The organism is Dictyobacter vulcani, assembly GCF_008974265.1.
In the GTDB taxonomy this organism is placed as follows: domain Bacteria; phylum Chloroflexota; class Ktedonobacteria; order Ktedonobacterales; family Ktedonobacteraceae; genus Dictyobacter; species Dictyobacter vulcani.
Map to the genome: position 1 here is coordinate 3,614,856 of NZ_BKZW01000001.1, position 26,484 is coordinate 3,641,339.

Consider the following 26,484-nt stretch of genomic DNA (forward strand, 5'->3'; position numbering starts at 1 on the left):
TTTTACACTCTCACGTTTTCATAGAGGGCCACAACATCGTACGCATCCTTTTGTAACACCTGGGGGAGAGCATATGTACAGCGACACTTTGCGATATACGCTTTGAACATGACAATCTCTTCTTGGCTACGTTGGGGTATTTTCGATGGTGGAAGCTCGCTGACCCACGCATAATTTGTATAGTTATCTAATACCTTTAAGATGGGACTGAGAGGGTGTTTGGGAGTAGAAATTAATCGGGTATACTGCTCATTTTTGATTGCCAGGTTGATGAGGGCATTCCTCCGACCTTGCTCCCTTTCATCATATCCTATCTGCCGAAGAAAAGGCACGAAAGCATTCCCATGCAGATAATCTATCACGTGTGCCAGAGGCATTGTTTCAAACGTTCTGTCCTGGGCCAGGTCTATGGCAATAGATGCGACTGTCCTCCCAAACTGTTCTTGAAGATAGTATGCGTCAAGTGTTGTATACTCCATGACGTCATGGAGTAGTAGAGCTGCGATAACCTGGGGATCAACAATTGATAAGTGTGTTATCGCATACTCAGCCATGTCTAAAGGATGAAAAATAAAGCGTGTGCCATCAGGCCGAAAACGTCGTTCTTTTTGCATCCCCTGATACGCATTATTGGCCACCAGAAAGGCCTTTTCAAGAAGCTTCCTCTCTTTGGCACACAATTCTTTATTCTTTATGGTTTGATAGCGCCCTTCTAAGGTTTCCACAATGGTATCCATGGAGGCTCTAATGGAGGCAAAGGTATTTTTTTTGTGTATACTTTTGGAATTGTATTGTGCTATTGCACGCATCCCTTTTCCTGTCAAGAATTCCCTGCTTTTTTGCGGAAACATTGAGGTGTACTCATCAAGGGTATAGATGCCCTTCCCCAGTAACCGGAAGTCAACAAGAATCTTGCCGATGTGAGTATGATGGATTGTGTTTCCTTTGGTTGCCAGCGCAAATACATGCGGTAATGCATTGAGGGAAACCACATGTGTTATCTGATCTAAAGGATTTATTCCGTATTTTTCAAATTCACCTCGGACGAGATAGGACAAAACCTGGTGAAATAATGGCTGAGTAGTGCCATGCACTCCCATAAGTTTAAGTGGCTTGCCATGCACGACAATATCCTTTTCAAGATCATCATGTCGTATGGAATAGAGATTCACGATATCTGAATCTGTTTGAAGGACTTCCTCTTTTCCGATACCTGCCACAAGCAGAATAGTTCCTTGTGGGTTGAGGTACTCGATGGCTTTTTTTACAGCACTCCCATGCGAAGCCACTAGCACATAATCTACACCGCCTATCGTTCGAAAATGCTGGAGAATCTTCGTGCTCACATCGTCGTCATCAGGAAAATAATAATCTGGTTTTGCTACTCTCACAGCATGGGCTAATCTGATTTGATCTCTGTTCACAAGCGTAATGGACTTTGCCTGATTGATCCTGGCCATGCAGGCTGCGAAGACAGCAATGCTTCCCGCTCCGGTAATGACGATATTTTTGCCCTGTAACAAATTCACTTCATCATCAGGCATTGAATCTGCTGTTGTGAGGTAGTGATCGTAGAACTCTCTTGGTTTGGGACCTCCTTTTCGCAGATAATCGAGTGCATGGAGTGCTACTGTCATAGGTTCCACTAAGGCCGCAGTTGCAGGGGCAATGCATTGAGTAGAGAGGTAGGCATCGATTGGGATAATTCTGCGCTGTGGCTCACACATCACAAAATCAGCAGGCACGCGATAGAATCTCCCCAAAACTCCGTCTAAATGCAAATCTCTTTTTTGAGCATCTGGATGGTTGCAATCGACCACCACAAACATACCTCTTCTGTAGCCTTTTTCTTTCGCTTTTTTTCCGACGTCAATAATGATCGCAAACGCTTCATGTCCAATTCTTCCGGCCGGAACTGGACGTTCCCCGGTATAGACCCGTAGATCAGTACCACAAATACCGGCGGCACACATCATCAATGTCATCTCTTCCTCGCCACATGGCTCGGGCAACTCCAGGTCCACCCACATTTGATAGGGTTTATCCCTTTGAATGACCTCATAAGGTGCCTCATAATGGCAGTACATCTTTTCCCATGCATCTAATGGATGAACCATAAAGCCTCCGTTTCTTGCTATTCCCTTGCTACTTTCACACGAGCACACAGTGATGAGCAATGTCATACTGTTGCCCTGTTGTTTGTATATCCGACTTAAATTTCTTGTTGTTGAGATCGGTAGACTTGAGATATTCAAGTGTTTTCTTCAGGACGTCAAAAGAAATATGTTCAATGAAGACCATTTTCCCTACTCGTGCAGGAATAGGCAGATGCAAATTGTTGCCTCGGGCAAGGCGAATGTCTGTGATCGATTTAAAGAGACTTTCCGCATCACATGCTTCATCGAAAATGGGCAACCCTACTGCCATCAAGACGTGAATGATTCGATTGCGCGTTTCCTCTGTACAATATCCTTGAAGGAAAGCAAGTTGCGCACAGATGGCCATATCAATAGCGACTGCTTCACCATGGAGAATTCGATGACCGCTGTTCATTTCCAGGCATGGGCTGAACGTGTGTCCAAAGTCGACTAATCGCTTGAGTGTTTTATCCTCATGTAAATTTGTGTGGAGTTCTTTCAACATCCAATATGTAGCAAGCTCAAGTAATGCGCTTGCGTATCTTCCTGTCTGTAATCGCTCGGGCATCAGTCTGTTGTGATAGTCCTCAATAATTTTGACAATTTTGGGTTCTCGAACAATTCCCATCTTGAGGACTTCTGCTAAACCTGCCCGCATATTACGCGGAGAGACGGTTTGTAAGAATGTAACGTCATTGAGACAGACAAGAGGAGCATAAAAGTCACCTAAGAAGTTTTTTGTTCCCTGGTAATTACATCCCACTTTGACCCCTATTCCAGCATCGATTACACCCAGGAGCGTGGTGGGAATTCTGATATATGGTTTTTCTGTGAGCGCAGCGGCAAATCCAGCGAGGTCCATAGTAACTCCACCACCGATACAGATGAGCATCTCCTTGGGATCGTAACCCATGAGGATTTGTCGCACAAGTGCTAAGACCTGGGTAAAATATTTGTTGTTTTCGCCGCCAGCATACACATAGTATCGATAATATATCTTATTTACGTTCAGATACCTCTTTATCTTTTCACCGTAGATGATATCTGCTGCTTCACTTATCACAACAAATGCCGCATTCCCTGGCACATAGGAGGACAAGGTGGTATTGTCCAGATCGAAAAGATGGTGTGCAAACACAACTCTATAGTGGTCTTTTAGGAGTGTTGTCTTGATTGTTGGCAGTATCTGAGGCGAATAGCGCTGAACCAGCGTTTCATCGAGCACGATAAAGCTAGGTAGATGATAGTTTGAGACAGAGGCTTTTGTTTCCTGGGCATCCATATCCACTGTGTTGCGTGATGTGGCCAGATCTTCGAGTCTATCATCGAGTGGTATGAAGATATGAGGAATTCCTCTCCGATAGATGGCAGCTGCTAATCCGCCACAGTGGAGAGTTGCCCTGCTTCCTATTGTTAGAAAATAATCTTTACGTCCTAATTTGAACGTTTTAGCCGCGAGAAGAAGCGCTTCAACATCCCTCATACTTATATCAGCAGTGCACGCTATTTTGTAGTGAGAAAATGAGAGAGCGCTTGTTTGGAAATAACCCCGCATCTTCTCCTCTAGTCTGAATGAAAGATGACTATCTGTGACCACCATCACCTTAGGAGTACCTTCGCTTCTCCTAGTCAATATGTTCTGCAGCGTTATATTTGATGGTTCGAAAACATTGCATGTTCGAATGTAGGAGGTATATTTTTCAGTACATGCCTGCATCTCAAAGACGGTTGAGCCACGGGTATCTATTGAGCGTGTTACTTCTCCCTGCAACTTTTTATCAAATTGTTGTTTTGCACAGACTGAACCAATCACTCCATCTAGATCATCACCGAGGGCCCATTCGACGTTCTTTTGAAGATATGTTTGTGCCTGTTTATCCTCTGATCCTTTACTTATATGCGTTATGAGCATTTCTAGAAACACTTTTTGGATAGATAAGACAAATCCACCCATAATGACAATTTTTTTTGGGCCTCGATTGAGTATCTCCTGAAATTGTGGAGAAAACTTCTCCATCATTTCATTGATATAATCCATCACAAATGCGTCTTTGTTATTAATCGCTATAGCTATCTCTCTGTTCGTTATCATTGTTGCCAGCAGAAATAGCTCATTTTTATTTTTCTGTAAATCTTGGATGGATAGGGATGTTTTTTGCAAAAATGTGGTCATTTCTCTATCAGAGAGATCGGCGTTTTTATGTATTAATGAGACACTAGCCGCAGATTGTAACTGTTCTTTTTTCTCTTCCAAAGACATGCTTGAAAAGCGTTCTCTGAGTACACCGCAGAGAGACGAATGGGCAAATTTGTGCAGATCATGGGAGGCACGCTCACGTACTCTGGTTTCTACAGCTTTTCCAGAAAAATAAGCGGTCAGGTGCCCTTTGCCTCCACAGTCACAATCAAGGGCCTCACTTGAAAGATCTACAGTTCTATGGCCGAGAGAAACAAGATCTTTTTCTCCAAAAGCGGATGCTGATCTGTTGAAGAGAGCATACCCCACTCCTGTACTAATGGTTACCAGTGCCAGGGTTTGAACCTGTGGATACAGTCGGGCATAACGAAAGGCCGCAGCAATGACATCATTAACAATAAACCATGTCATTTCTGGCTTCTTATTTTCTAATTGTTGTTTCAGGAAGAAAGAGTCTGAAATATCAGTCTCACCCCATCTGCCCCACGTAAAATACAAATCCGCTGCTTTTGTGATGACTGCATTGTCTTTGACAAGCCCTGCAAATGATACGACGCCGGAGCTGATTACCACCGAAGGGTTGTCTTTTTGTAACTGTTTAACTGCCTGAATGATGTATTCAACCAGGATGTGTTGTAATGTCTCGACGGAATAGGAGGGATAGCGTTTCAACGTTGGCGTGGGAAAGACAATGAGACCATGGTTTTTTGTCGCAATAGTTCTGACTTCACACGCGGTAAAATGTAGTTGTGTCTGGCACTGCTGATAACCCACCAGGTTCGAGTTACTATCAACAAGGCCAACTCGTGTTTGTGTGCCCCCAACATCTACACCTATGGAATAATGCATACAAGACCTCCTAGAAAAAAAAGACTTTTTCTATTTCTTCCAATTTTTCTGGCCATTGCTTTATGATTCTGTCTGGTTTACAGTCCAAGAGCATCAAGTAGTCTGTTGGCCCTGTCGCGATCGCTACGGTTTTTACGCCCACCTTTTGACCGGCTGCAATATCTCCAACAGCATCACCAATAGTGATGACTTGGAGGGTGTACAATACTTTGTGTAAGTGATCCTACAATAAGGAGTGAATGATGAAGAAGAAGATGGAAGACGGAGGCAAGCATATGAGCATTCGACCTGAATTGATTGACGAATTACTCAAAGAATGTACCGATCCTACCCAATTGTTGGCCGAAGGCGGTTTCCTCAAGCAGCTGACAGGCGCCCTCGTGGAACGGTGTTTGCAAGCGGAGATGGACGTGCACCTGGGCTATCCCAAACATGGGAAACGTGATGAAACGACTGGCAATGTCCGCAATGGCAGCAGCCGCAAGACGCTCAAGGGCTCACAGGGAGAGATTGATATCGTCGTCCCCCGCGATCGGCATGCCAGCTTCGAACCACTCTTGATCCCCAAGCACGAAACACGACTGGAAGGCTTTGACGAGAAGATCCTGGCCTTGTATGCTCGTGGCATGACCACACGCGACATTCAAGCGCAGATCCAGGAACTCTATGGGGTTGAGGTCTCACCCACGTTCATTTCCAATGTGACGGAAGCCGTCCTGGACGAGGTTCGTCAATGGCAGCATCGACCCTTAGAGACCCTCTATCCCATTATCTATGTGGATTGCCTGGTCGTCAAAGTGCGCGAAAATCAGCGGATCATCAATCGAGCCCTCTACCTGGCTTTGGGCGTGGATATGCACGGACAAAAAGAGTTACTGGGAATGTGGCTGGGTCACAATGAAGGAGCCAAATTCTGGTTGTCAGTCTTCACCGAACTGCAGAACCGGGGACTTAAAGACATTTTCATCGCCTGTGTCGATGGTTTGACCGGCTTACCCGAAGCGATTGAAACACTCTATCCTCACGCACGAGTCCAGCTCTGCATGGTTCATATGGTGCGTAATTCACTCAAATATGTGTCCTACAAACATCGCAAGGAGGTCGCGGCAGACTTGAAATTGATCTACTCAGCTGCCACGGAAAGTGAAGCGCAGGTCTACCTGGATCTCTTTGCCGAGAAATGGGATCGGCAGTACGCAAGCATCAGCAAAATGTGGAGAACCAACTGGAGTCATGTCGTCCCGCTGTTTGCCTTTCCCGAGGACATTCGCAAGGTGATCTACACCACCAATGCGATCGAGTCAGTGAACATGTCGTTACGCAAAGTCACGCGCAATCACCGCATTTTTCCCTCAGATGAGGCCGTCTACAAAGTGGTCTATCTAGCTATGCACAACATTGCCAAGAAGTGGACCATGCCGATCCGTAATTGGATACCTGCATTAAATTGTTTTGCGATTGAATTTGGGGAGAGATTTCCTCACTAAATGAAATGACATACACAAAGTACTTGACAGACTCATGACTTGTTGGCTGTTGGCATGATTCTCCTGCAGGATCTTTTGCAAGGTCTCCTCTTTCATAAGAGATGTTTCATTCCACATGACGCCAAAAACATCATCAAAGATATCTGCGATTGCCAGCATCTTGAGTATGTTTTCGGAAATATGTTGTAAATTTAAGGACACGGCATATATCTTTAGCCCTCTCTTCGCTTTTTGTTGTCTTAAAAAAGAAAGACTCCCATTGATGCCCGGAACAAGAGATACCCTTCTGCCATATTCGTAGAGCTGATTCGCAATGTAGAAATGCTCTGGATGATGAACTAACTCCCAATATCTGTTCTCTATCCATTCCACACACATCTGTCTAACATTTTCTCTTTCCTTCTCATATTTAAATTGTAGAAAGCCATCTTGTATCAAAAGATCGAAAAACAGGTCTAACTGTTGCGGAGCTGTTAAATGAAGGCTGGTTGTATATGCGTTCCAGCCCACTAAAAATTGCTCGAATGGAAAATGTATAGATGCATTTAAAGCAAACGTATTTTTAAATCTGTACAAAAGTTCGCTAAAAAGATATCCGTAGCGTTGATAGTTTCCATACCATACGGTGTTATCCAAATCTAACACAACTATAGTAGGCGTATTTTGCGTACATATGCTTTTCATCATTCAATTCAATCTCATAATAGTGATTTTCTGCTAAAAGCAAACAATCATTTCAACAAGAGCAGTGTTATTTCTAATCATAGCAAGAAGATCTCCTACCAGCTTCCTACTATATGGGAAATCCTCCCCTTTTTCTCCTACAGGATTTTCTGTCAAGCCATATGAGTCCTGACGATGAACACCACGTTCTGTTCTTGTGGGAGAGTAAGGCAAGGAGTACATTTAATTTTTTTCTGGTTTGATAGGAATGTTAGCAGAAAAGAGAATGGGAGTATTTCTGTGTGAGATGTGTCCCTGCAGAGATCTCAAACTGCTATAATGCGAGAGAAAATTTTTAGCATGTAATATATGTTTCTGGGAGATAATGGTTATGGATGAAGTGAGAGACATGAGCGTAACGAGCCATGCTCTCCAATTGCTCGTATCTAGTTATGTGGAGATTTTATATTCGAATGGATTGATCCCGTAACAAGTCCAGCTCTTTCGATACTGGACAGGTTTGGTGGTGGAAGAGATTATGGGCCTGCCCTCTCGTTGCTCAAATTATTACTGCGCCAACTACAACGACGCGCTCATCAAGACTGGATTATGGAGCAATTCTAGCCTGGGCATGGACTACATACAGCAGTCCATCGGCTAGAAAATATATTTTCTGTGCTACGCAAGCTGGTGTGTCATCCGACGACTGGCGAAAGTTTGTTGCGTTCTTTCCGTACGGGAAAAAAAGAATGGCATGATCTATCAACTGGTCTCTTTGCCTCTGTTGTGGTTGGATGTGGATGCTTAGGTGGGGAATGTGGAGCAGGCTGCTCGTATGGAACGGTTTGGAGATGATGCCAGCCATTTTGGGAACGTGCCTATGCGCTCGACAAGCGTGGTTCATTTCTGCCTGATGATTGGTATGTTGATTGGGGAGTACAGCGACGAAATGAGGTTGAGGGCTACTATTGCCAGACCATCCATGTTTTGGCTCATCTCTACCTGTTGTTTGCGATACCTTATCATTCCAGTAGGAAATATGCAGTAAAACTGAATGTTATGGTTATTGATGGGCATCTATTGGTGATGATGTTACAACATCATACAGGTGAAATTGATCAAACCTGGAAAGGTGTATGTTTCAACACTATCATAACTAATCGGTATCGAGCAACAAAAAAATCGATCTGGACCAGAATCCAGATCGATTTTTGGCAATGGGAAAATCGCTGTCCACGAGAGTGAAAACCTTTCCTTAATCAGAAAGAAAATTTTGGGATTTCATTGCCGACAGTTAGTCCGCAAGGTTTTTGCTTATACGTCGGGTTTCAAACAACGTGAGACTGCGGCATCTACTGAATCATAGTAGGCGAAGTCCCTATTACCGTTTGGCTTGAATGACCAAACGGTTAACCCAGTCGAATCCCTCTGTGGTCCTCCTTCAGTAACGAGTCCCGGTGAGACAAATCTCACATACACTCGTGGTGATGTTGGGCTGGCTGGTCGGATCTGAACGAGCTTCCTCATAGCGTCAGAATGCAAATGGGGGCCTTTTGTGTCGATTGCGTATACATCATTATCTGACCAAATAAGGAAATCTGGATAGAAGTTTTCTGTTTTTCCAGGCTCAACGAGCGGAATACCATATCCCGTCCGAGGAGGGTTTCTGCACCATACCAAGTTCGTCCGATCTAGCGCTTGAGCAAAAATTATCTCGTCAGCGTTGAGATTTTCATAGCCATCATGAAGAGCATGTTGGAATAGGGCAACGTCTTCAGATTGCTGAAGGAGTGGACCAACGACGTAAGGATTGGGTTTTCGGAGCTTAAGATAGACGTTCTCTACAAAAGCTTGGGCTACCTCTTTGGCGACGTTTGTGACATGTACTGAAGCATTGCTACCTAAACCGATCCAGGCATCGAACTTTGTCGGTGTGCCAGTACCACTCGATGTCATTGCAATACCAAGTGCTCCAGGATACACGCGGCGCACTTCACGAGTGAACAGCCATCGAGCTAGCACCATTGCAGAGTGTCCTACTTCCTCCCAAATGAATGATTCGTTGCCTGGTTGCCCCACAATTTTCTGAACGCGGGTAGTACGGCCGATACCCAATATGTTTGCACCACTATCATCTCGGTAGTCTGTCATCGTCGTGATACATCGATTAATTGGCTCTTCTGCGCTGTCTGTAATAATGGCACTAACTGGTACAGTTTTGACTGACTTAGGTTTGTATTCTTCTCTATTCTTTTTGCCAGGTGGACTTTTAATGAGTTTGATGCTCATGTTCTCATTCTGGATTTTCTTCTGGACCAATGAGACTACCTCATCGAACACACCCATTGACTCTACTCGGACATGAATCTGTGCCATATTGAGACGATCTGCCGGGTAGTGACGCCTTTCCGGTTGGCGTAAGAGGCGACCAACAACTTGCTCTGCTTGTACCTTTGAGCCCATACTCTTATCAATGTACGCGAAATAGATAAGAGGATCGTCCCAACCCTCTTGAAGACTCTGATTAAAGATGATATGTCGAAAATTCCCTTTTATGAAATCATCATAGTCGTTATCTCCACCATTGAATAGTATGAATTCATTTGGCAGTGGGAAATTCTTGTCCACTCGTAGGTCGGAATAAACAGCTATTTCGGCTGGGTCAACGCCAAGTGTCTCGGTGAGATGCTTCCAAATCCGGATAGGTGGAGCTTGGCGGTGAGCAAACGGCTGCTTGTGGTTATCACGTTCATCAGATCCTTCTACCACATTAGTTTTACAAATATAGACAGCTTTTGGCCGACCCTGAAGGCCAAAAGCTTTACCGTCTTGCTCAGTCTGTTTCAGTTCGTGAAGCATTAACTCGATGACCTGTTCCATGGGTGCTTGATGACCTACCAACTCAATAGTTGTCTTGATTAGACCAGAGTCTGCCACTGCCTTAGCATCAACTGTGGTCATAAGATCATCATCAGTTTTATTCCCTATCTTATAGAGAATATCTATGATTTCCTCGTTAAATCGTTTTGGAAGCCGTTGCGTAGCTGTTGCAAGGAGAAATGCATCAGGCTCTAACTCCATAAGCAAGTCCGTTTGTTGGTCGCTCAGGTTCTGTGCTTCGTCGTACACCACTATAAGTGGCCGACGATTGCCATCTGGATCAGGCCGCAACTGAAGTGCATTCCATGTTGACTGGGAAGTGTCATCAATCCCACTTTGGAAGACTTTGCGGCTCCCGTGTTCCTTGTCTTTCTGATTAAAAGTACCAACTGTGGCGAAAAATAGGAAGGGGTTACGCTCATGGGCTACCTCGGTTGAGTCGTATTCAGCAAGGGATCGAACGCCAAAGTCACTAATGAGGCTGTGTAGCCCTCCTCCTGTATCTAGATTGGCATACGTTTGTTCGACGACAACTGTCGCTTTCGATAACCAAAGAATGATAGGTTTAATGGAGATTCCATGAGATATAGATGCCACGGTATCGGCAAGAATAATAGTTTTGCCTGAGGCAGTAATAGATGAAAGTAATTGAATAAAAGGTATACGTTTAGTTGTTCGTCCTTTTGCAAATTCTAGTGGCTCATTATAGTACGCGATAACACGATCAGCAATCTGATCCGCGGCATGTGCTTGGAATTCGTATAAATCGATCATTCGTCGGCTTCCTCCTCGATGAAAGGTTCGCTACGCATATCGAGACCGAAATCGGCTAGAATGCGATCTGGAATTTGATAGAAGCGAATTCCATCGGTCTGATATCGATACAATCTTGCGTAAACATGATACGGAGCAGATTTCAGCCCTGCAAGTTCTGCTTCTTCTGCACAGGCCTCATAAACCAATTCTGTGAAATCTGTGTTGGAGTCTGGACCATCCCAAACAAGGAAGAAACCCTCATGCTCAGTATTTTGTGCGATGAGATACCTATAAGGTGTCTTGCCATTATCAACCCGTATGAGGTGATCTCCTCGACGGCTTCGGGTATCGAAGTGAGAAGCAATAACAGTATCAAGCATCTCGTCGCGTTCCATTCGTAGGAGGGCACCAGCATCAACCTTCTTGCCAAGTTTGAGAAACGAAAATCCTCCACCCAACTTTATACCTTTTCCATTTACCCAATCGCCACTGGCCGCTTTTTTGAGACGCTCTGCAGTAAGCGTCTGTGCGTAAGAGTCACCTCTCTGAGGACTTCCCTGTTCAATGAGGACGAATCTACGGTTGCTACCTGTAAGATAGTTCAACCCGAGAACAGCATGGCCCGTTGTACCAGATCCTCCAAAAGGATCAAGAACAAAACCATCGGGAGGGCACCATAATTGGATGATCTTTTCGAAAAGTCTCAATGGTTTCACAGTAGCGAAACCATGGTTGGGACCAACGATCGCGTCCAGCTCCTTGATTCCTGTTTGTGAGTGACCCGATTCCTGATGTTCCCATGAGACAGCACCCAGTTCCTCTGGTAGCTCGTAATCATCATTGGCCCAGTAAGTCATGGGTACAACACCCTTCTTAACTCGTTCGAGTGAACGTTTAGTTGTCGGGCGGCCCTGACCGTTAGGACCAAAGTAAATCTTAGGCCATGCGCCAGCAGCAAGGCGAGCCTCTGCCTTACATCGAGCTTCGTCTAATGGTTCAGCCAAAACAACTGCTTTAGCTGGCTTTAGTTGTGTGACATCAATGCTAAGCAACTCTGCCCGGACTTTATCATCTCCTAACGCACGAAGTTCAAATTCCACATTCCACTGGCGGAGAGTCTCAAGAAGCGTTTTTTGTGCCATTCTCCAGCAACCCATTGGCGGCGGATAGTGCAGTTCTCCCGTGAAAGGAGACTGGATGGCATACACCATTCCTTGATTTTGTCGACCTTTTCCTGCTGAAGCATCACCTGGACGCCAAGGCCCGAGAGGATCGCCGTCGGGGTTGGAATACTTAGCGTTCATCGACGCTGTTCGATTTAGAAGCCCTGTTCGAGCTTTGAAAGTGTCTTTAGCGTACACTAGTACATACTCGGTCGCTGTAGAGAGATGCTTGTTGTCGTTACGAGGTGCATATGACTTTTGCCAGTTGATAACACCTAGACGATTATCCTCATCAAAGAGTTCATCGAGCATCTGGCCAAGTCGGAACAACTCGCGGTGGTCAATACAGATGGCAAGAATTCCTCCTGGCTTTAGCATGGATTTCATCATTTGCAGACGTGGCCACATAAAACGCATCCATTTGGTATGCCGTGCGCCATCATCAAGAGAGACAAATTCACCTAGGCCAGGATCATTTGGATCTTCATCCCATCGGTCGTTGTAACGAAAATCATTGCCAGTGTTATAAGGAGGATCGGTAAGTATAAGATCAACATGGCCGTGTTCTTTGTAAAGAGTAACCATCGACTGAAGATTGTCACCCTCAACTAAGATGTTTCTTGCCTGTTCCGTTGGTGATCCATACCCAAGTGAAGGAACATTACGTGTAATGCGAGGTCGTACCAGGCGAGCAAGGCGGCGTGCACTAGACTTGCCCGCAAAGTTAATTCGTATGCCACCTCCGCTATTTACTTCGAGAATCTCGAGTAACTGGTCACGAGAAAGATCTTCCAATCGCAGTTGAGCGAACTTGGATGGAAGAAAAAGATCAGAAATCGCTGGGACTGTGTCTTTCATCGATTGGTTCCCATCTTTGGAACACTATATACATGTTTTACGGCTATTGCTGTTTTGTCGGACAGATTCAATTCTCGTAGAGAAGATAGGCGATTTTCTTGTGCGGTACGGCTGGGCGTGAGGTGAGAATACAGAGAATGATATGAATCGGGATCTAAATTCCACAAGAGTCCAATGATCTTCAAATGATACCTCCTTGTATGTTTCTGCTATATATAAATATAAAGAATAAATAATTGAGGTAAATATACCTCAGTACGATCATATTATATTATGAACTAATAAATTATAATTAGTCAAGTTTTTCCCATTTAATTAATATAAGTTGCTACTAAGTAAGATGCACCATACTGGTATTTGTCAGAATTTATACCCTTGTTTGTCGAGATTACTGGACTTGAGGTAGCGCTTAGTGTAGATGGTTGATGAGTTATCCCTATAGAATATTGTCCTATTGCTATGATCAAATCGTGATTAGTAACTACAGAAGTGATTTATAATCCTCTATGCTGTTTATGTATATAAATTAATTTGTAGTAATACTACCATTATTATTCTCGTTTAGACTAAAATAAGCTCACACAATCCCTTCTTGCAGAAATTGCTTGGTGGCGTAATGTTTCAACAAACCAAAAAACACATTGGATTGTTGACGGGTAATTGTTTTGCCGCTACGGTCAATTACTCAACAGCAAAAAGGCTGTTTTTTTTGCTTTCACAATGGCGTAATATTTTCAAACCGTGCAAGTACTCTGACGTCAAGGCAGAAGCGGAGTGACCTTGATATCAGAACGCTGCATGGTATACTCCATCTCGCCATTGAGAGGCCTATTATTCCTGAGTCAATAATGCGCCACAGACGGCAAAAATAAACGTTCGTTAACAGTGCTGCTTTTTAGTATTTTTATTGAATGTTCATGGCTTGTATCTTATTGCATAAACGAGTTTACATGTTTATTAACTATCTTTGTCTACTGCTGCCTGCTGGTGATACATGGCATAGACAACTCCTTTTCATAACATATATACTTTCAATGTTGTTATACCTGGGTTCTCAAAATGAACCATGGTGGTAGTGTTCATCACATTTGGCGTGAGCGCTATCATGTTTCGCATTCTTTGGGTGTCAAAGGATGGTGGGCTGGTCTCCACGGCTGTGAGTTGCTCCAGTAATTGACTAGTGGCATTTGTTTTTGTAGGTATCTTTCCTCTCTCAATAGTGAGCGACATGACTGTTTTTTTTCTCATATTGTGGGGATATAAACAGCAATGACAAGAAAATGAGTGTCTCGGAGTGCCTCATCACTTGTGGAAGTAGTGAAAGCTTCGCAACGTAAGTCTGAACATGAACATTATTTTGTAGTGCTTAAAACAGCTGAGAGGGAATGATATGGGCAATCGACGGGGGATTATCTATGAGGCGATTGCTCGTCTGGATCAGCGTATGGTTCCTGGTCAGAGTCGTTTTGCAGCTAAAGCGTCTGCCCGCCAGGCGGGGGAGCACTTCTGGACATTTTCGACGCAGACGATTCATTCACACCGTACACGTCAGGCCTATCAACAGCATGTGCTCCACTTTATCAATTGGACACGTGAGATCTATGGGATCAATCGCCTGTCCAATGTGGATGCTCAGGCCGAGGAATTGGCTACGGCCTACCTGACACAGCGAGTTATCGATCAGAAAAGTGCGTATACTGTGCAGGCTGAGCGTGCCGCCTTGCGACTCTTCTTCCAGCAGCAGGATCTTGCTGATACGGTCGCTATACCTCCTCGTAAGCGCGAGCAGATCCATCGATCACGTGGTGTGACCAAACAGGATCGACATTTTCAACCAGACCATTGGCAGAGTACGATTGCTTTTTTGCGCGCTTGTGGGCTGCGGCGTGAGGAGGCTGGAGCCCCATAGGTGCGAACGTAAGCAGTACTTGAACAATTGAATCAACGAAAAAGACCTCAAGCCGATGCCAGATAGAGCGTCTGGGCTAGTTGCGTGACCACTTCAGATTCCTGATGCACACGGTTTTGCGGATGATACCGCACGACCGGCTGCATCTGGGAGAGTGACGCTTGGATGTGCGACCAGGTCCAGGTACCCAGGATCATCGTGTGCAGGCTTTGAGCAAAGACGGCACACAGCGCCCAGGTACTCATCGGCCCCGCCACGCGCCCTCTCGCTTGCTCATGCAACTCGCGGCGTGCCTGGCTCACCTGCCGCTCCAAGAGGATCCAGCCGACCAGCATGGCTGCAAGTACCGCTTGATTACTTTGCAAATCATCACTGCGTAAGCGGTGTAAACGCACCAATTGCTTGATGCGCTTGAAGAGCAGTTCGATCTGCCAACGCGCCCGATAGAGCAACAGGATTTGCTCGGCTGACCAATGATCCGCTGACAGCGAGGTAAGTACCACCAACCAATCGGCGATCTGAATCGTCAATGCCTGGTTGGTGCGCCCATTCTTGCGGGCCTTCTCCTTTCGCTTGCTGTGCGCTCGCTTGGCTGCTTCTGGACTCAGATGAACGGCCACTAGACGCATCGGCTGCTGACGGCCACGCACCTGGAACACGACGTTGGCTTCTCCCTTGCCCGTTGGCTCCACGTGGGTCAACCAGCCAGAGAGATCAAACGGCGTCTGAGCATCGGCCTCAAGTAAGGGCATCGAGGACCAATGCAATCGGGTCACGACCTCAACGCCCTCATCGAGTTGATCGAGGATTGCTTGTCGACGACAGTAGGCACAATCCCCGACCACGATGTCTCCGCGTTGTCCATGAAAGTGCTTGAGCCCTTCGCCCACATGGTGATCCGTCAGCACGACCTGGTCGAGCCGTTTGCTCAGCAGTTCATAACTGCAGTGCAATCGGCGACTTTCGCCCGAGCGCTTCCAGGTGCGCAGATGGGTAGCATCCACCAGACGGATGCATCCGGTGAAGCCCGCAGGCAGATCCAGAGCCTTTTCTGGCTCGCTCGATCCCACCAGGGTTTGTACGATCGAGAGCAACCAATCTGAGGACTGATGCGTCCGTTTGGCCCACGAGCGGTCTCCATTGGTGCTCAGTCTCGTGCTCACAGCCCAGGCAGCGAGCTCGCGGAACGAGCGGAAGCAAAAGACGTAGGCAAAGATGCCACGCAGCAAATCGGTTGGGCAACGCAACCCATTGGAGCGTGTAAAGGCTTGATGGGTAAAGGCTTGTTCATTGACATCTGGTGGTAAGAGCGCAAGGATTTCTTGCCATCCAGCATCATTGATCTGGCCCAGGGCTTGCTCTGTGAGACATTTTTGCGTATGATGAGGTCGGCTTGACATGGTGTTTCTCCTTCGTCACGTTTTGGTTTTTTGTAACGATACCAGAGAAAGACCGTGTTTGGCCTCTTTTTTCGTTGTTCAAGTACTATTGTGCTTACGTTCGCACCTATGAGGCTGGAGCCCTCTTTGTGCGTGAGGTCTATTGGCAAAGTCGTGAACGCTTAGTTGTGTATGTCCGTAATGGCAAAGGCGGGCAAGCGCGTGAGGTCCTTGTCCTTCCAGGCCATGAACAGGCTGTCTGGTCTCGGGTAGAAGGGCGAAATGCCGATGAGCATGTCTTTGAACACCTTCCCAAAAACATGGATATCCACAGTTATCGGCGTGAATATGCCCAGGCCCTCTATCTCTGGCGAGCTTCCGGCCGCACGCTTCCTTCACCTCTCGGGCGACTCAAATCAAGTGACTATGATCGACAGGCTGCCCTCTTTGTCTCGGAACAGTTAGGTCATCACCGCCTGGATGTCATGCTCCGCCACTATTTACGATGACTGCTGTCCTTTTCGTATATCACAATGATTTTATGAATTTTTTCGCGGATATTTTTGATCTTCTGAATCTAGATGATATCTATTATCGTGGGGCATTTGATTTTCGTGGTACGCCGACGCCCGCTTCCACCCCTGATTTCGTCGTTGTTTTGTCTTCGGTTTTTATCTACAGTTCTTCTAGATAGATGATGTATGACACTCCTCCTATCGATAAAAGCAAACGAACACTGTCTTGCACTTTGTTGGTTTTGGTGATATACCACAAGTAATTACACTTTCTTGTTCACTGCAGCATATGCTTTCAATGATACGCATGTCTGTTACAGAACAGTAGGATGGTCTCTACGTCAGTGAGTTTCTCCTGGAATCGACCGAGCCGAATCTGCTTCCTTTGTCTTGCTTCTGATGGAGAAGATGAAAGGTATGATAAAGGATCACCCACTTTGCCTGTGAGTTCCTCCAGGAACGGGTTGATAGACGAGAAATGTTGAAGTATTTACAGATTGAAATGTTGAAATAACGGAATGAAAGAAAGGAGGGTAATATTCCAGTGAAGAGCCTGTAGGGTTTCTTTGGCCTTTCTCTTGTTGCGTTTATAAAAGAAAGGTCTGACCCCATGGCACTTAAAACACTCTTCACGACGCACGATTATACTGAACGTACCGCTTCCCTGAAGCGACATATTGTCTCATTGGAACGACGACGGGATGATGTGCTGCACCAAATTGAGGTCTGTAAGAAGCCAATCAATATGGTGTTGACGCTGTTTATTCCGCTCTATCGTCGTAGCTTGATTCTGGAAGTCAGAAGGCTTCGTCAGGAAGTTAGTTCTCTTGATGGCAAGATCCTTGATGTTCAGGCAGAGTATGACGCATTGTGTGCTGAGCAACAACAGCGTGCCCAGGTTCTCGAAGAGAACGAGCGCCTTGCTGAGCAAGAAGCACAGGTGCAGCGGGAATATCGTTGGATGATGCTCCAGGAGAATCAGCGCAAGCTCAAACGCCAGAAAGCAGCCCTTGAAAAGGCACAGGAGCACGATCGACTTCAAGAAGAAGCGGTTGCTCTTCAACGGCAGCACAAAGAATTGCAACAGCAACTCAGTGTGCTGCAGAAGCAATTAGGTGACAATCGTGACAAGCGCAAGCATCTGGATGATCGGATACCCAATCATATCCTGATTGATGCCGATAGCCATGATGTGCATTGTGATGAAGCCGTTGCTGTGGTTTCAGAAATCTTCAACTAGCATAGATCTTTTTAAAGAGGTGGTTCCCATCGGGAGCCGCCTCTTTTGTATTGCCTGGCGTTCCCGCCAGCACTGGCTCCCAATCCCGGGATTGATCCTGTTGGAGGTTTGATGTTTTCTTCCTCTCCGCGGGGACCACCGCCTGTGGCTCCCATGTTCTCACCTGATTCCGATTCCCTGACAAGATTGTGAGTGGTTCATCGGCACTGATTTCCGATGTTCCCTCTGTCTTCCCCATTTTTTGCACAAAAAGAAAGCCGCCTCAAGTTTTCCGACCGAGCGGCTTCTGTGGAAAGGAATCTTTCCTTATGGCTCCCAGCGTATCACATTCCGTTGTCTTTGTCGAATGGTTGTGTGGTGGCAGTGCCGTAAGCGATGGTTCCCGTTCTTGTTTTTCGCGTGCTGGGAACTCTCTCAGCTAGAAAAGGTTCTATGATGACTGCATTGACACTGGCCTCGATTGAACAGGCTTTAGCGCAACCTTTCGCTCCAGTGGATATCAAGTACCTGCCGAAATCTCCTCGACAAAAGAAATCCGGCGAATGGGTCTGTCTGGCGTTACCCTATGCTGATAAACGCGCCTATGAGGACCGTTTAAATGATCTGGCCTTTGGCTATTGGAGCACACCACATAATCCTCCCTATGCCATTGGGAATAAGTTGATTATTCCCGTGACGGTGACGCTCTTTGATATTGAGCATACTGATTACGGAGAAGCTTTTGCGAGTAGTCTCTCTCGTAAAGGTGAACTGCGTGAAGAGGAAAATAGCGCCACGGTGGCCTATTCTCAAGGATTTCGCCGTGCCTGTGCTCAGTTCCGCCTGGGACGCTATTTATACCTGCTTCCCAGTGTCTGGGTTCCCTATGATGCTACGACCAGAGCATTCGCATGGACCGAGGAGCAACGCCTTCAACACACCCTTCGCTTGTATAAAAAAGCGAACGTGCTACTACCGGAACCTCGCCAGGTCCAGGGATGGCGTTCCCGTGATGTATCTGAGGAACCAGCAGATAAGGGATGTGGCTTCCCGGAGACAGCCCCACTTCCAAAGCAGACAGCGGTATCGTTGGTTCCTGGTTCCGGAACATCATCCTCCACATCTGGCTCCCCCGCTTCGGTTCCGCCGGAATCAGTGGCTCCCATCCATCAAGAGGCGACCCCGAAGAGTCCAGTGACGGGGCGGTTCCGCAGATGGATCCGAGTGAACAGAAACGGCAGTGGCTTGAGCGTGAGTTGAAATATAATCGCGAGCGTATTGAACGGATCTGTGAACAGTATCAGGTTCGTACCCTGGATCAACTCTCCGAAGCCCAATTTGTCCATCTCGCGAATCGTATCTATGTGGCACAGCAACGGGCCCAACAGAAAAAGAACGGGAGCACTGCTCCTCGCCGCGTCGTTGCTGCATCTGCGCCAGCCACTGTGCAGCAGTAGTGTGAAGGAAAGGAATGTACTATGTTTGCTCCATCCATATCTCTCCGTTCTGATGTCGTCCTGACGCCACTGCTCACAGGAACGATCCCGGTTCGTCCCATCAATCCTGACGGATTTGTGGGAACGATTGAACAAGATGGGCAGGTGGTCAATGTGGCGGCCATCGCCTTTGATGCAGGACAGGTTGTGCTTATGAGTCTGGTCGGACGTGATACCAGCGTCAGCGCGGTTCTGGCTCAGATCTGGAAAAAGAAAGAGGCGGTGTTCCGCCATGCCGAGACGGTTCCCTGGCCACAAGAGGAGCAGTCATTTACACGGTTGGAGACGGAACGCTATAAAGAAATTGCGACCAGACTCCCTGGCTTAAAACTGGTTCATGCGCTCACCATCCCGTTGAGCGCCCATATCGCTCAGGGTATTCTCCAGGCTCCTCCAATGGACAAGCATCCTCAGCGTCAGAAGCAGTCGATCCCGGTGGTGACGCCGCGCTATGTGCTGGGGAATTTACAGGAAGAGACGCCTCATGCCTTGAGTTTTCTCGGACATTTACGGGCGATGCGGGTGGTATTACTCTATCGAGATGATACCCATCCCGAACGGATCCAGCTTTGGGCCAGTGCCTTATGGCATCGCGGACTCAAGCATCAGCTGATAGAAGCCATACCTGCATTGGGCGTACGTGGCTGGAAGATCCATCCGGATGTCCACCAATGGAATACGTTGATTGCCCAGGGGATCCACGAAGGCTGGCTCCCCTGGTCCCGTGACTGATCCTTTGCTACATGTAATGTCACTCTTTATCCACCCCGCTTGCTCACAAAGCAAGCGGGGTTTTCTTTTGGCGCACGAGCGTCTTGGAGATCTCTACTATGGCTCATGGAACCCTGGAAAACCTGTCGCATTCTTCATTTGTACGCACACCCACGAGTATCAGCGAACGTATCTATCGTTATCTTTTATCCTTCCCCTCTCATCCATCGGGAGCCACCCCTGCTGGTCCCCTGGTGACCGTGCTGGATCCGGCAGCTGGTGAAGGCGATCTTTTATTACCGTTGTTGGATCTGGATCTGACTTGTCGTATTGCCTGTACGGGCATCGAGATTAGTGCTGACCGTGCTGCGACGGCTCGTACCCGCCTGGCTCCTCTCTTCCCAACGGTGCTTCCCAGTGCCATTGAGGGGGTGAAGCTTCCAGACAAGAGTATCAGTCTGGCGGTCCTGAATCCTCCGTACTTTTTCGTGAACGGACGCCGTGCCGAGTATCGCTTTGTGACTCGAACGACTGAGGCGCTTGTGGATAATGGTATTCTGGTCGCTCTTTTACCGGCACGCTCCGCCTGGGATCACAAGATGGTGACGTATTGGAGCCGCTGGTTTGATGCGGTACGCGTCTGGAAGGTGCCATCGCTGGAGGAAGGCGAAACAGAGAGTCCTTTTGAGAAATATACCCAGATTGTGGTGGTTGGTCGGAAACGGGTAGCTCCGCGTGACCTGGATGATGCACGTATTCAGGAGTTGCTCGCCTATCGCTGGCGCAAAGATCCCAAACATAACGATGAAGAATATTGGGCAGGTCAGGTGGCTCCGCCAACTCTTCCTGCGATCCCGATCGATGATCCCTATGTGGTTCCCGCTGTTTTGTCGGCTCCCTATTTTGAAATCCAGAATGCTGATGAGGCGCTGATCCTGGAAACATTGTTGGGAACCACCGAGCAGCCCGGATCCGGAGCCCATCTCTCGGCAGAATGGGCCCAGGCTACTACCTGGCAAGAGGAGACATTGTTGGAGCGTCCGGCGATGCCGTATACCGGGGTCGCCCATGTCGCTGCCGAGATTATGACCGGGATGCTGGGAGGCGAGGTTATTGATCTGAATGGCACTCCGTATCTCTTAACGGCATTTGTGGGATCCGAATGGTCAAAGATGACTCTGGATGCGGATACCAGGGAGAATTTACGCACTAAAGGTGTCATCAAAGCGTCGGCCCGGCAGTTGCAGGATTATCCAGTGTTGGGTGTCCTGGATCTCTCAAAAGGGCAGACGCGCTATTATGAGGGCAACGCCGTCTTTGATTTCCTCTCACCCTGGATTTCCACGCTGGCATCGTATGCCCAACAGAAGCGGCCACCTCTGTATCAATTGGATCCCGAAGAGTGGGAACTGCGCGTGTTGACCCAGTTCGGGATCGATAAACAACTTCCCCAGGCTCCCTTTCCTGGACTGGCTCCTGCCCAGATGCATCGTGTCTGTGCCATGGGTCGAACCCTTGATGAGCGTGGACTCGTAGCCATTCAAGGTGAACCTGGCACCGGCAAGACCAGACTGTCGGCCGCGACAGCGGCCAGACAGGCGTATGCGTGGCAGCAGCATCGGACCATGAATGGTTATACACAGCCGCAATGGATGCGCCAGCTTCGCCGCGCCTGGCTCAAGAATCCCCGGACCCGCGCCATGTTACATCTGGAGCCAGTCTATGGCGAACGCTTGCCACAGAATGCTCACGGGGAAGCGCAGATTCGTGAGGAGAAGAGCACCAGGCAGATTGTGGCGTATCGCCGGATTGATTCAGGCGAACTGATCCTTCCAGAACAGGCGGGTCCACGCTCGCTGCCTGTGCTGGTGACGACGCCAAAAAAAGTGACGAAGGAATTTGCCCGCGAGATCAACGCAGCCTGGCCGCAGGCAGAGACCATCATGGTGCAACGCTATGATGATATCACGCACTGGTTCCAGCGTTGCGCGGTCAGTGAGGCTCCCGCCGTCATCGCCATCTGCTCCCACTCGCAATCCCAGCCACGTGGATCCGGCCGGAGTTGGGAGCCAGCTATGTTGGAAATGCACAGTACGGAACATTCTCTAGTGACGGAGCCAGCGGCCGAACTTTTACCTGGCCTGGAGGAAATCCTGGATCCACATGGCCAGCTGATTGGGTACCGCTCACGTGCCACCGGGGAGCCATTGGTGGAAGCGCGCACAAAAACGCACTATCGATGTCCGGACTGCTTTGGCCTGATCCTTGGGATTCCCGATCGTCTGCAACCAGCAAAAACGGATCATCGTGATGATGGTTCTGAGCTGTTACAGCAGGAAGATGAAGAGGAGAATGAGAGTCTGAAGAGCGTGGTGACGAGTCGAGGCTGGTTTGAGAAAAAGCCTCGATGGTGTACCTGTGCCCATACACGGAATGCGGAACGAACGCGCCAGCATCAAAAAAGTCTGCGCACACCCCTCTGGACCCAGGCGCGTGTGCAGACAACGCAGCAGAAATATCCCGCACTCTCCTATCAGGAATGGACACAGGTTATCGATACCGTGATCCAGCCACCCCTGCGCGAACGCGTGGCTGTGGATCATGTGGAAACTGCGCAAAAAGATCCTTGTCAGGTTATGTCCGCTCGGCAAGCCAGTCGTCTCACCCGCACCTCGGAAGGTATGGCAACCATCCAGGTGCATCATGCTGCCGATCCATTGTCTGTCGATTACTATGATCAGATTGCACCACCGCCAGACAGCTTTGGGGTCTATGAATATCTGAACCGTTTCTTCAAGGGATGTGTGGCCTTATCTATTGTCGATGAGAGCCATAATGGCCGTGCGCAAAACTCGGATATCGCTCGGGCCTTACATCGGGCGATGCGTGCCGCGCAATCGCACATGCTTACCAGTGGAACGCATTATGGCGGGGATGTGGCCAGTTTCTACTTTTACTGGTATCGCTTCAATCCCCGCTTTTGGAAACGTCTGGGCCTGACCTGGAAACAGGCGTCGGAAGCGCTCCATCGCTATGGCGTTATCCAGATGTGGGTCAAGGAATATGAGTCGGACGCCAGGCGTGGCAGTGGCAAATCCAATGTCCAGGTCTCTACGGTCCCTGCTCCAGGCCTTTCCGCCAAGTTACTCCCCTCTTTACTGGAAGATCTCTGTTTTCTGACCGTGCTGGATGTCGGAGCATTTATGCCCGCGAAAGTAGAGATACCAGAGATTGTCTCGATGCAAGATCCGCAGGTGGATGAAAAGGCGCGGCAAGCAGAAGAGATCCTGGTAGCGCCGCGCAAGGCGTTGGCGGCTCTCCAGCAAGAAAAACAGCGCCTCTTCGATGCCGTACGTGATGGCGTGACCGATCGTGAGGTTTTGCAAGAGTGGAGTCGACAAGAGGAGCAGGCCCAACTGGCCCTGATCCAGGCACAGGAGGAGAGTGCCCAACTGAAAGCCTGGGTACACGAGCATGACTTGCTTGGAGCCTATCTGGGCGTGGTGAAGTCGCTGGCCGATCGAGCCCAAAAAGGCAATCCCGCAGCCCGTATGGCTCAGGGGACGATTCCGCGCTGGTTTGCGGTCTTACCCTGCGAGAAACCGTATGAACTCTGGCAAACGAAACGCTCTATCTGGGGGGATGCCCAGGAAAAACAATGCCTGCTCAAAACGCCCCAATTAGCCTGGGATTATGTCTATCCTCTGGAAAAGCGCCTGCTTGAAGTCGTCCAGAAGGAAAGTGCGGAGGGCCGTCGATTGATGTTATATATTGATCAGAACCAGGAACGCTCCACCGCTCGTCGCCTGGAATGGGTATTGCAGCAAGCCGGCGTCAAAAGTTGGACCTTACCCAACACCGTTAAACCGGAGGATCGACAACAGCGTATCATCGAGTCCATGAGTATAGCTCCTGAAGGTGGTGCACCCGTGAGTGTGGCCATTGTTCCATATTCTCGGGTTAACGAAGGCATCAACCTCCAGAGTGTGGTTGATACCATCATCTGGGTGGAAATGGCCTTGAACCTGTTCATGCTTGAGCAGGCATCCAGGAGAGCCTGGCGATTAGGCAAACGCGAAGAAGTGCGTATCTACTATCTGGCCTATGCTGGCACCGTCGGACATCAAAAGATGCGTAAACTCGGAGCCCAAAGCGGGGCCGCCGCTGCATTCGCTGGTGAACCAGCCCGAGGAGCACTTATCGAAGAAGCTGGCGCTGACGAGACCACGCTTGCCCGCTTTTCCGCAACCGTTGAGGCAGAACTCCTCATTGACGAGGATGTATCATCCTCATCGCTTCTCTCGCTCCTCAGTAACGATGATACCAGCGAACTGACCCAGGCCTTTGAGCGTCGCGCCAACGAAGAATCCCAGGCACTCAAGCAAGGCCGCACCTGGTTTGGAGCCAGCGATACGCTCCCTGACCGCTTACCTGTTTTCTATAGTTCAATTCATCCAGATGTCTGGGCTCATACCCCAACCAAAACACCGGTCCAGCGTATCGAGGGTATCTCCACATTGCCACCACGCACAGATACCAGACTCAGTACCTCGGAGCCATCTCAAGAGTTACCATATCTATCAGAGGTGATCCTGCCTTCCAGCGAGTTACCTGCTCACGATGATCACACCCACCAGTCTGAAACATTCTCAGAAGAGATCGATTTACCCATGGCATTCACACCTGTAGCTTTAGATAAAGCACCCGTGGTGAACTCGACAGCGCCTACCCTGCTCTTCGGTAATGTTGATCACATCGCGTTGGCGCGTCAACGCGCTACCAGCAAAAAGAAAAAAGGTACCATCCGGAATCCGAAAAGTAACACCCAGGTTCACGTTCGCGATATTCCCATCATCACGCCATCAGAGGAGGTCCAGCAAACCATGAAGACACCTCATCGTAGTGCATCCCAGAAAAAGAGCAAACAGGTTTCAACCGCGCAATCACTCTGGGATTTTGTCGATACGCAGATCACAGAGCATGTGTCAGACCAATACAACCCTGAACAATCAACTCCTGTATCTTCAAAACCCACCATACGCTATGCCATTTGGCAAATAGATCTATTAGGAACCCTGGCCATACGCTACTTTGTCGACGACCACACTCCCGTCGAGAAACGCCACACCGGCTTCCATCGACAAGAAGAAGCCTTGGCCTTCCTCCAGCAAGCCAGACCAGACCGAAACTATCAGGCCATCACCTTCCAACTATTCAGCCATGAACTGGCCGAACGAGCAAAGAACGAGTGCCTGATTTAAGATTGTAGAAGAAGAGCAACAAGCAATCCTTTAAAAGAAGGTCCGCTTGTTGCTCGATATCTGTGATTTTGAACAACCCGTGCTTCCTTTTTGAGTAGCTATCACAAATACCGTAGTTTTTTAGCTTGTTCTTCCCTCGGGTGGTAAAAACTTTACTTTGAAGAGTTAGAAAACCGTATTTCGGATATTCATCAGGCTCTCCCTTGGAACAAAGAGTACCAAACCCTGAATCGATTGTGCGAGGGTTAAATCGATAGACATGATAGTATCTGATGAAAAAGACTGCACTCTACTTACTCAACACACTCCAAAAGCTTTTGCGTTAATTTATTTTGTTTGCGCGTTAATTTTTTTCTTTACCTGTGGAACTTAGGCGATAGAAATGAACACATCAGGGTCATCAGCTAATTCTGGGTTGCTTCAGTGCGGCGATTTGCACTCAGGGATGGCGGGTAGTAGCCTCTTAAAATGTACCGCTGCCTTGAAATATTTGCATTTTTTTGCGCAAAAGAGCAATTTAACCATCTTCTTTAAAGTAATCGGGGTCTGTTTCGAGTAATTCAGGGTATTTTTCAGCAAGAGATTTTTTCGAATCGTTTAAGGTGTAGATATCCTCTCTAAAAGGTATATACATAGTACAGTGTTCATCCATCTTAGAAAAAAGTCAGTGCAGTATGCGAAAAATAGCGGCAGCAAACTTACAGCATTATCTTGAACAGACAGGCAAAAAAGATACGAAGGAGCTATTGCAGATAGAAGATTAAGAGCCCTCACGGGGCTTGTTTAACTTTCCCTTTTTTTAGAGAGTACGGGCCTAAACCGTACTCTTTTTATAGTTTAATAAGCAGGGTGCCCTGCTAAATATTATTCTTTCGTCAAGCTACAGATTTACCATAAATTGTGCATAAGCAGCCCTCTAGCAGTTTGACCAACACGTCCAGGATCTTTTTCACCACAACATTCCCCGACGATTAGCTCCATCTGTTTGCCAAATTCTCCACAG

General features: G+C 47.8%; 16 protein-coding genes. 8 read left to right on the forward strand and 8 right to left on the reverse strand.

Features of this window, described 5'->3' with window-relative positions; translation table 11 throughout:
• Positions 1–2: 2 nt before the first annotated feature.
• The 3 genes from KDW_RS15335 to KDW_RS35915 are packed head-to-tail and all read right to left on the reverse strand — an operon-like array spanning position 3 to position 5,389.
• Complete coding sequence (locus KDW_RS15335; RefSeq protein WP_162005262.1) at positions 3–2,117, reverse strand: alcohol dehydrogenase catalytic domain-containing protein; 2,115 nt, start codon at positions 2,115–2,117, stop codon at positions 3–5.
• A gap of 34 nt (positions 2,118–2,151) precedes the next feature.
• Positions 2,152–5,184, reverse strand: coding sequence for an ROK family protein (locus KDW_RS15340; RefSeq protein ID WP_151756765.1), 3,033 nt, complete (start codon positions 5,182–5,184; stop codon positions 2,152–2,154).
• Between the two features lie 10 nt (positions 5,185–5,194).
• Entirely contained in the window at positions 5,195–5,389 is a 195-nt protein-coding gene (locus KDW_RS35915) for an HAD family hydrolase (protein WP_151756766.1), read from the reverse strand.
• Between the two features lie 70 nt (positions 5,390–5,459).
• Between KDW_RS35915 and KDW_RS15350 the strand changes: the two genes are divergently transcribed.
• Positions 5,460–6,671, forward strand: a complete 1,212-nt coding sequence (locus KDW_RS15350; protein ID WP_162005352.1) for an IS256 family transposase — start codon at positions 5,460–5,462, stop codon at positions 6,669–6,671.
• On the opposite strand, the gene KDW_RS15355 is transcribed toward KDW_RS15350, so the two are convergent.
• The 3 genes from KDW_RS15355 to KDW_RS15365 all read right to left on the reverse strand — a co-directional run bounded on the left by KDW_RS15355 (position 6,627) and on the right by KDW_RS15365 (position 12,991).
• Positions 6,627–7,307: an HAD family hydrolase gene (locus KDW_RS15355; RefSeq protein WP_162005263.1), complete on the reverse strand. Its 681-nt coding sequence runs from the start codon at positions 7,305–7,307 to the stop codon at positions 6,627–6,629. The genes KDW_RS15350 and KDW_RS15355 overlap by 45 nt on opposite strands.
• A 1,341-nt stretch (positions 7,308–8,648) precedes the next feature.
• On the reverse strand, positions 8,649–10,988 hold the full coding sequence (locus KDW_RS15360; protein ID WP_151756768.1) for a DEAD/DEAH box helicase: 2,340 nt from the start codon (positions 10,986–10,988) through the stop codon (positions 8,649–8,651).
• Complete coding sequence (locus KDW_RS15365) at positions 10,985–12,991, reverse strand: site-specific DNA-methyltransferase (protein WP_151756769.1); 2,007 nt, start codon at positions 12,989–12,991, stop codon at positions 10,985–10,987. Before KDW_RS15365 ends, KDW_RS15360 begins: the two co-directional genes overlap by 4 nt.
• Before the next feature lie 1,390 nt (positions 12,992–14,381).
• On the opposite strand from KDW_RS15365, the gene KDW_RS15370 reads away from it, so the two are divergent.
• Complete coding sequence (locus tag KDW_RS15370) at positions 14,382–14,900, forward strand: site-specific integrase (RefSeq protein WP_151756770.1); 519 nt, start codon at positions 14,382–14,384, stop codon at positions 14,898–14,900.
• 47 nt (positions 14,901–14,947) lie between these two features.
• On the opposite strand, the gene KDW_RS15375 is transcribed toward KDW_RS15370, so the two are convergent.
• Positions 14,948–16,300, reverse strand: coding sequence for a transposase (locus tag KDW_RS15375; protein WP_151756115.1), 1,353 nt, complete (start codon positions 16,298–16,300; stop codon positions 14,948–14,950).
• Positions 16,301–16,428: 128 nt separating this feature from the next.
• On the opposite strand from KDW_RS15375, the gene KDW_RS15380 reads away from it, so the two are divergent.
• The gene (locus tag KDW_RS15380) at positions 16,429–16,788 is read left to right on the forward strand and encodes a hypothetical protein (RefSeq protein ID WP_162005264.1); all 360 of its coding nucleotides are present in this window, start codon (positions 16,429–16,431) and stop codon (positions 16,786–16,788) included.
• A 616-nt stretch (positions 16,789–17,404) separates the two neighbouring features.
• Positions 17,405–18,034 carry a hypothetical protein gene (locus KDW_RS15385; protein ID WP_151756772.1) on the forward strand — a complete coding sequence of 210 codons (630 nt, stop codon included), beginning with the start codon at positions 17,405–17,407 and terminating at the stop codon, positions 18,032–18,034.
• Here KDW_RS15385 and KDW_RS31770 read toward each other — a convergent pair.
• Complete coding sequence (locus KDW_RS31770; RefSeq protein ID WP_162005265.1) at positions 18,027–18,197, reverse strand: hypothetical protein; 171 nt, start codon at positions 18,195–18,197, stop codon at positions 18,027–18,029. The genes KDW_RS15385 and KDW_RS31770 overlap by 8 nt on opposite strands.
• A 269-nt stretch (positions 18,198–18,466) precedes the next feature.
• Between KDW_RS31770 and KDW_RS15390 the strand changes: the two genes are divergently transcribed.
• From KDW_RS15390 to KDW_RS15405, 4 genes are all read left to right on the forward strand, one after another.
• Complete coding sequence (locus KDW_RS15390) at positions 18,467–19,273, forward strand: hypothetical protein (RefSeq protein WP_151756773.1); 807 nt, start codon at positions 18,467–18,469, stop codon at positions 19,271–19,273.
• Positions 19,228–19,470 carry a hypothetical protein gene (locus KDW_RS15395; RefSeq protein ID WP_151756774.1) on the forward strand — a complete coding sequence of 81 codons (243 nt, stop codon included), beginning with the start codon at positions 19,228–19,230 and terminating at the stop codon, positions 19,468–19,470. Before KDW_RS15390 ends, KDW_RS15395 begins: the two co-directional genes overlap by 46 nt.
• A 21-nt stretch (positions 19,471–19,491) precedes the next feature.
• Complete coding sequence (locus KDW_RS15400; RefSeq protein WP_151756775.1) at positions 19,492–20,241, forward strand: hypothetical protein; 750 nt, start codon at positions 19,492–19,494, stop codon at positions 20,239–20,241.
• A gap of 98 nt (positions 20,242–20,339) precedes the next feature.
• Positions 20,340–25,481, forward strand: a complete 5,142-nt coding sequence (locus KDW_RS15405) for a DUF6094 domain-containing protein (RefSeq protein ID WP_151756776.1) — start codon at positions 20,340–20,342, stop codon at positions 25,479–25,481.
• Positions 25,482–26,484: the final 1,003 nt, after the last annotated feature.

Coding starts and splice junctions, on each gene's coding strand:
- KDW_RS15335 (WP_162005262.1), bottom strand. CDS start 2,117: ATGGTTCATCCATTAGATGCATGGGAAAAGATGTACTGCCATTATGAG.
- KDW_RS15340 (WP_151756765.1), bottom strand. CDS start 5,184: ATGCATTATTCCATAGGTGTAGATGTTGGGGGCACACAAACACGAGTT.
- KDW_RS15350 (WP_162005352.1), top strand. CDS start 5,460: ATGAGCATTCGACCTGAATTGATTGACGAATTACTCAAAGAATGTACC.
- KDW_RS15360 (WP_151756768.1), bottom strand. CDS start 10,988: ATGATCGATTTATACGAATTCCAAGCACATGCCGCGGATCAGATTGCT.
- KDW_RS15365 (WP_151756769.1), bottom strand. CDS start 12,991: ATGAAAGACACAGTCCCAGCGATTTCTGATCTTTTTCTTCCATCCAAG.
- KDW_RS15370 (WP_151756770.1), top strand. CDS start 14,382: ATGGGCAATCGACGGGGGATTATCTATGAGGCGATTGCTCGTCTGGAT.
- KDW_RS15375 (WP_151756115.1), bottom strand. CDS start 16,300: ATGTCAAGCCGACCTCATCATACGCAAAAATGTCTCACAGAGCAAGCC.
- KDW_RS15385 (WP_151756772.1), top strand. CDS start 17,405: ATGGCACTTAAAACACTCTTCACGACGCACGATTATACTGAACGTACC.
- KDW_RS15390 (WP_151756773.1), top strand. CDS start 18,467: ATGATGACTGCATTGACACTGGCCTCGATTGAACAGGCTTTAGCGCAA.
- KDW_RS15395 (WP_151756774.1), top strand. CDS start 19,228: ATGGATCCGAGTGAACAGAAACGGCAGTGGCTTGAGCGTGAGTTGAAA.
- KDW_RS15400 (WP_151756775.1), top strand. CDS start 19,492: ATGTTTGCTCCATCCATATCTCTCCGTTCTGATGTCGTCCTGACGCCA.
- KDW_RS15405 (WP_151756776.1), top strand. CDS start 20,340: ATGGCTCATGGAACCCTGGAAAACCTGTCGCATTCTTCATTTGTACGC.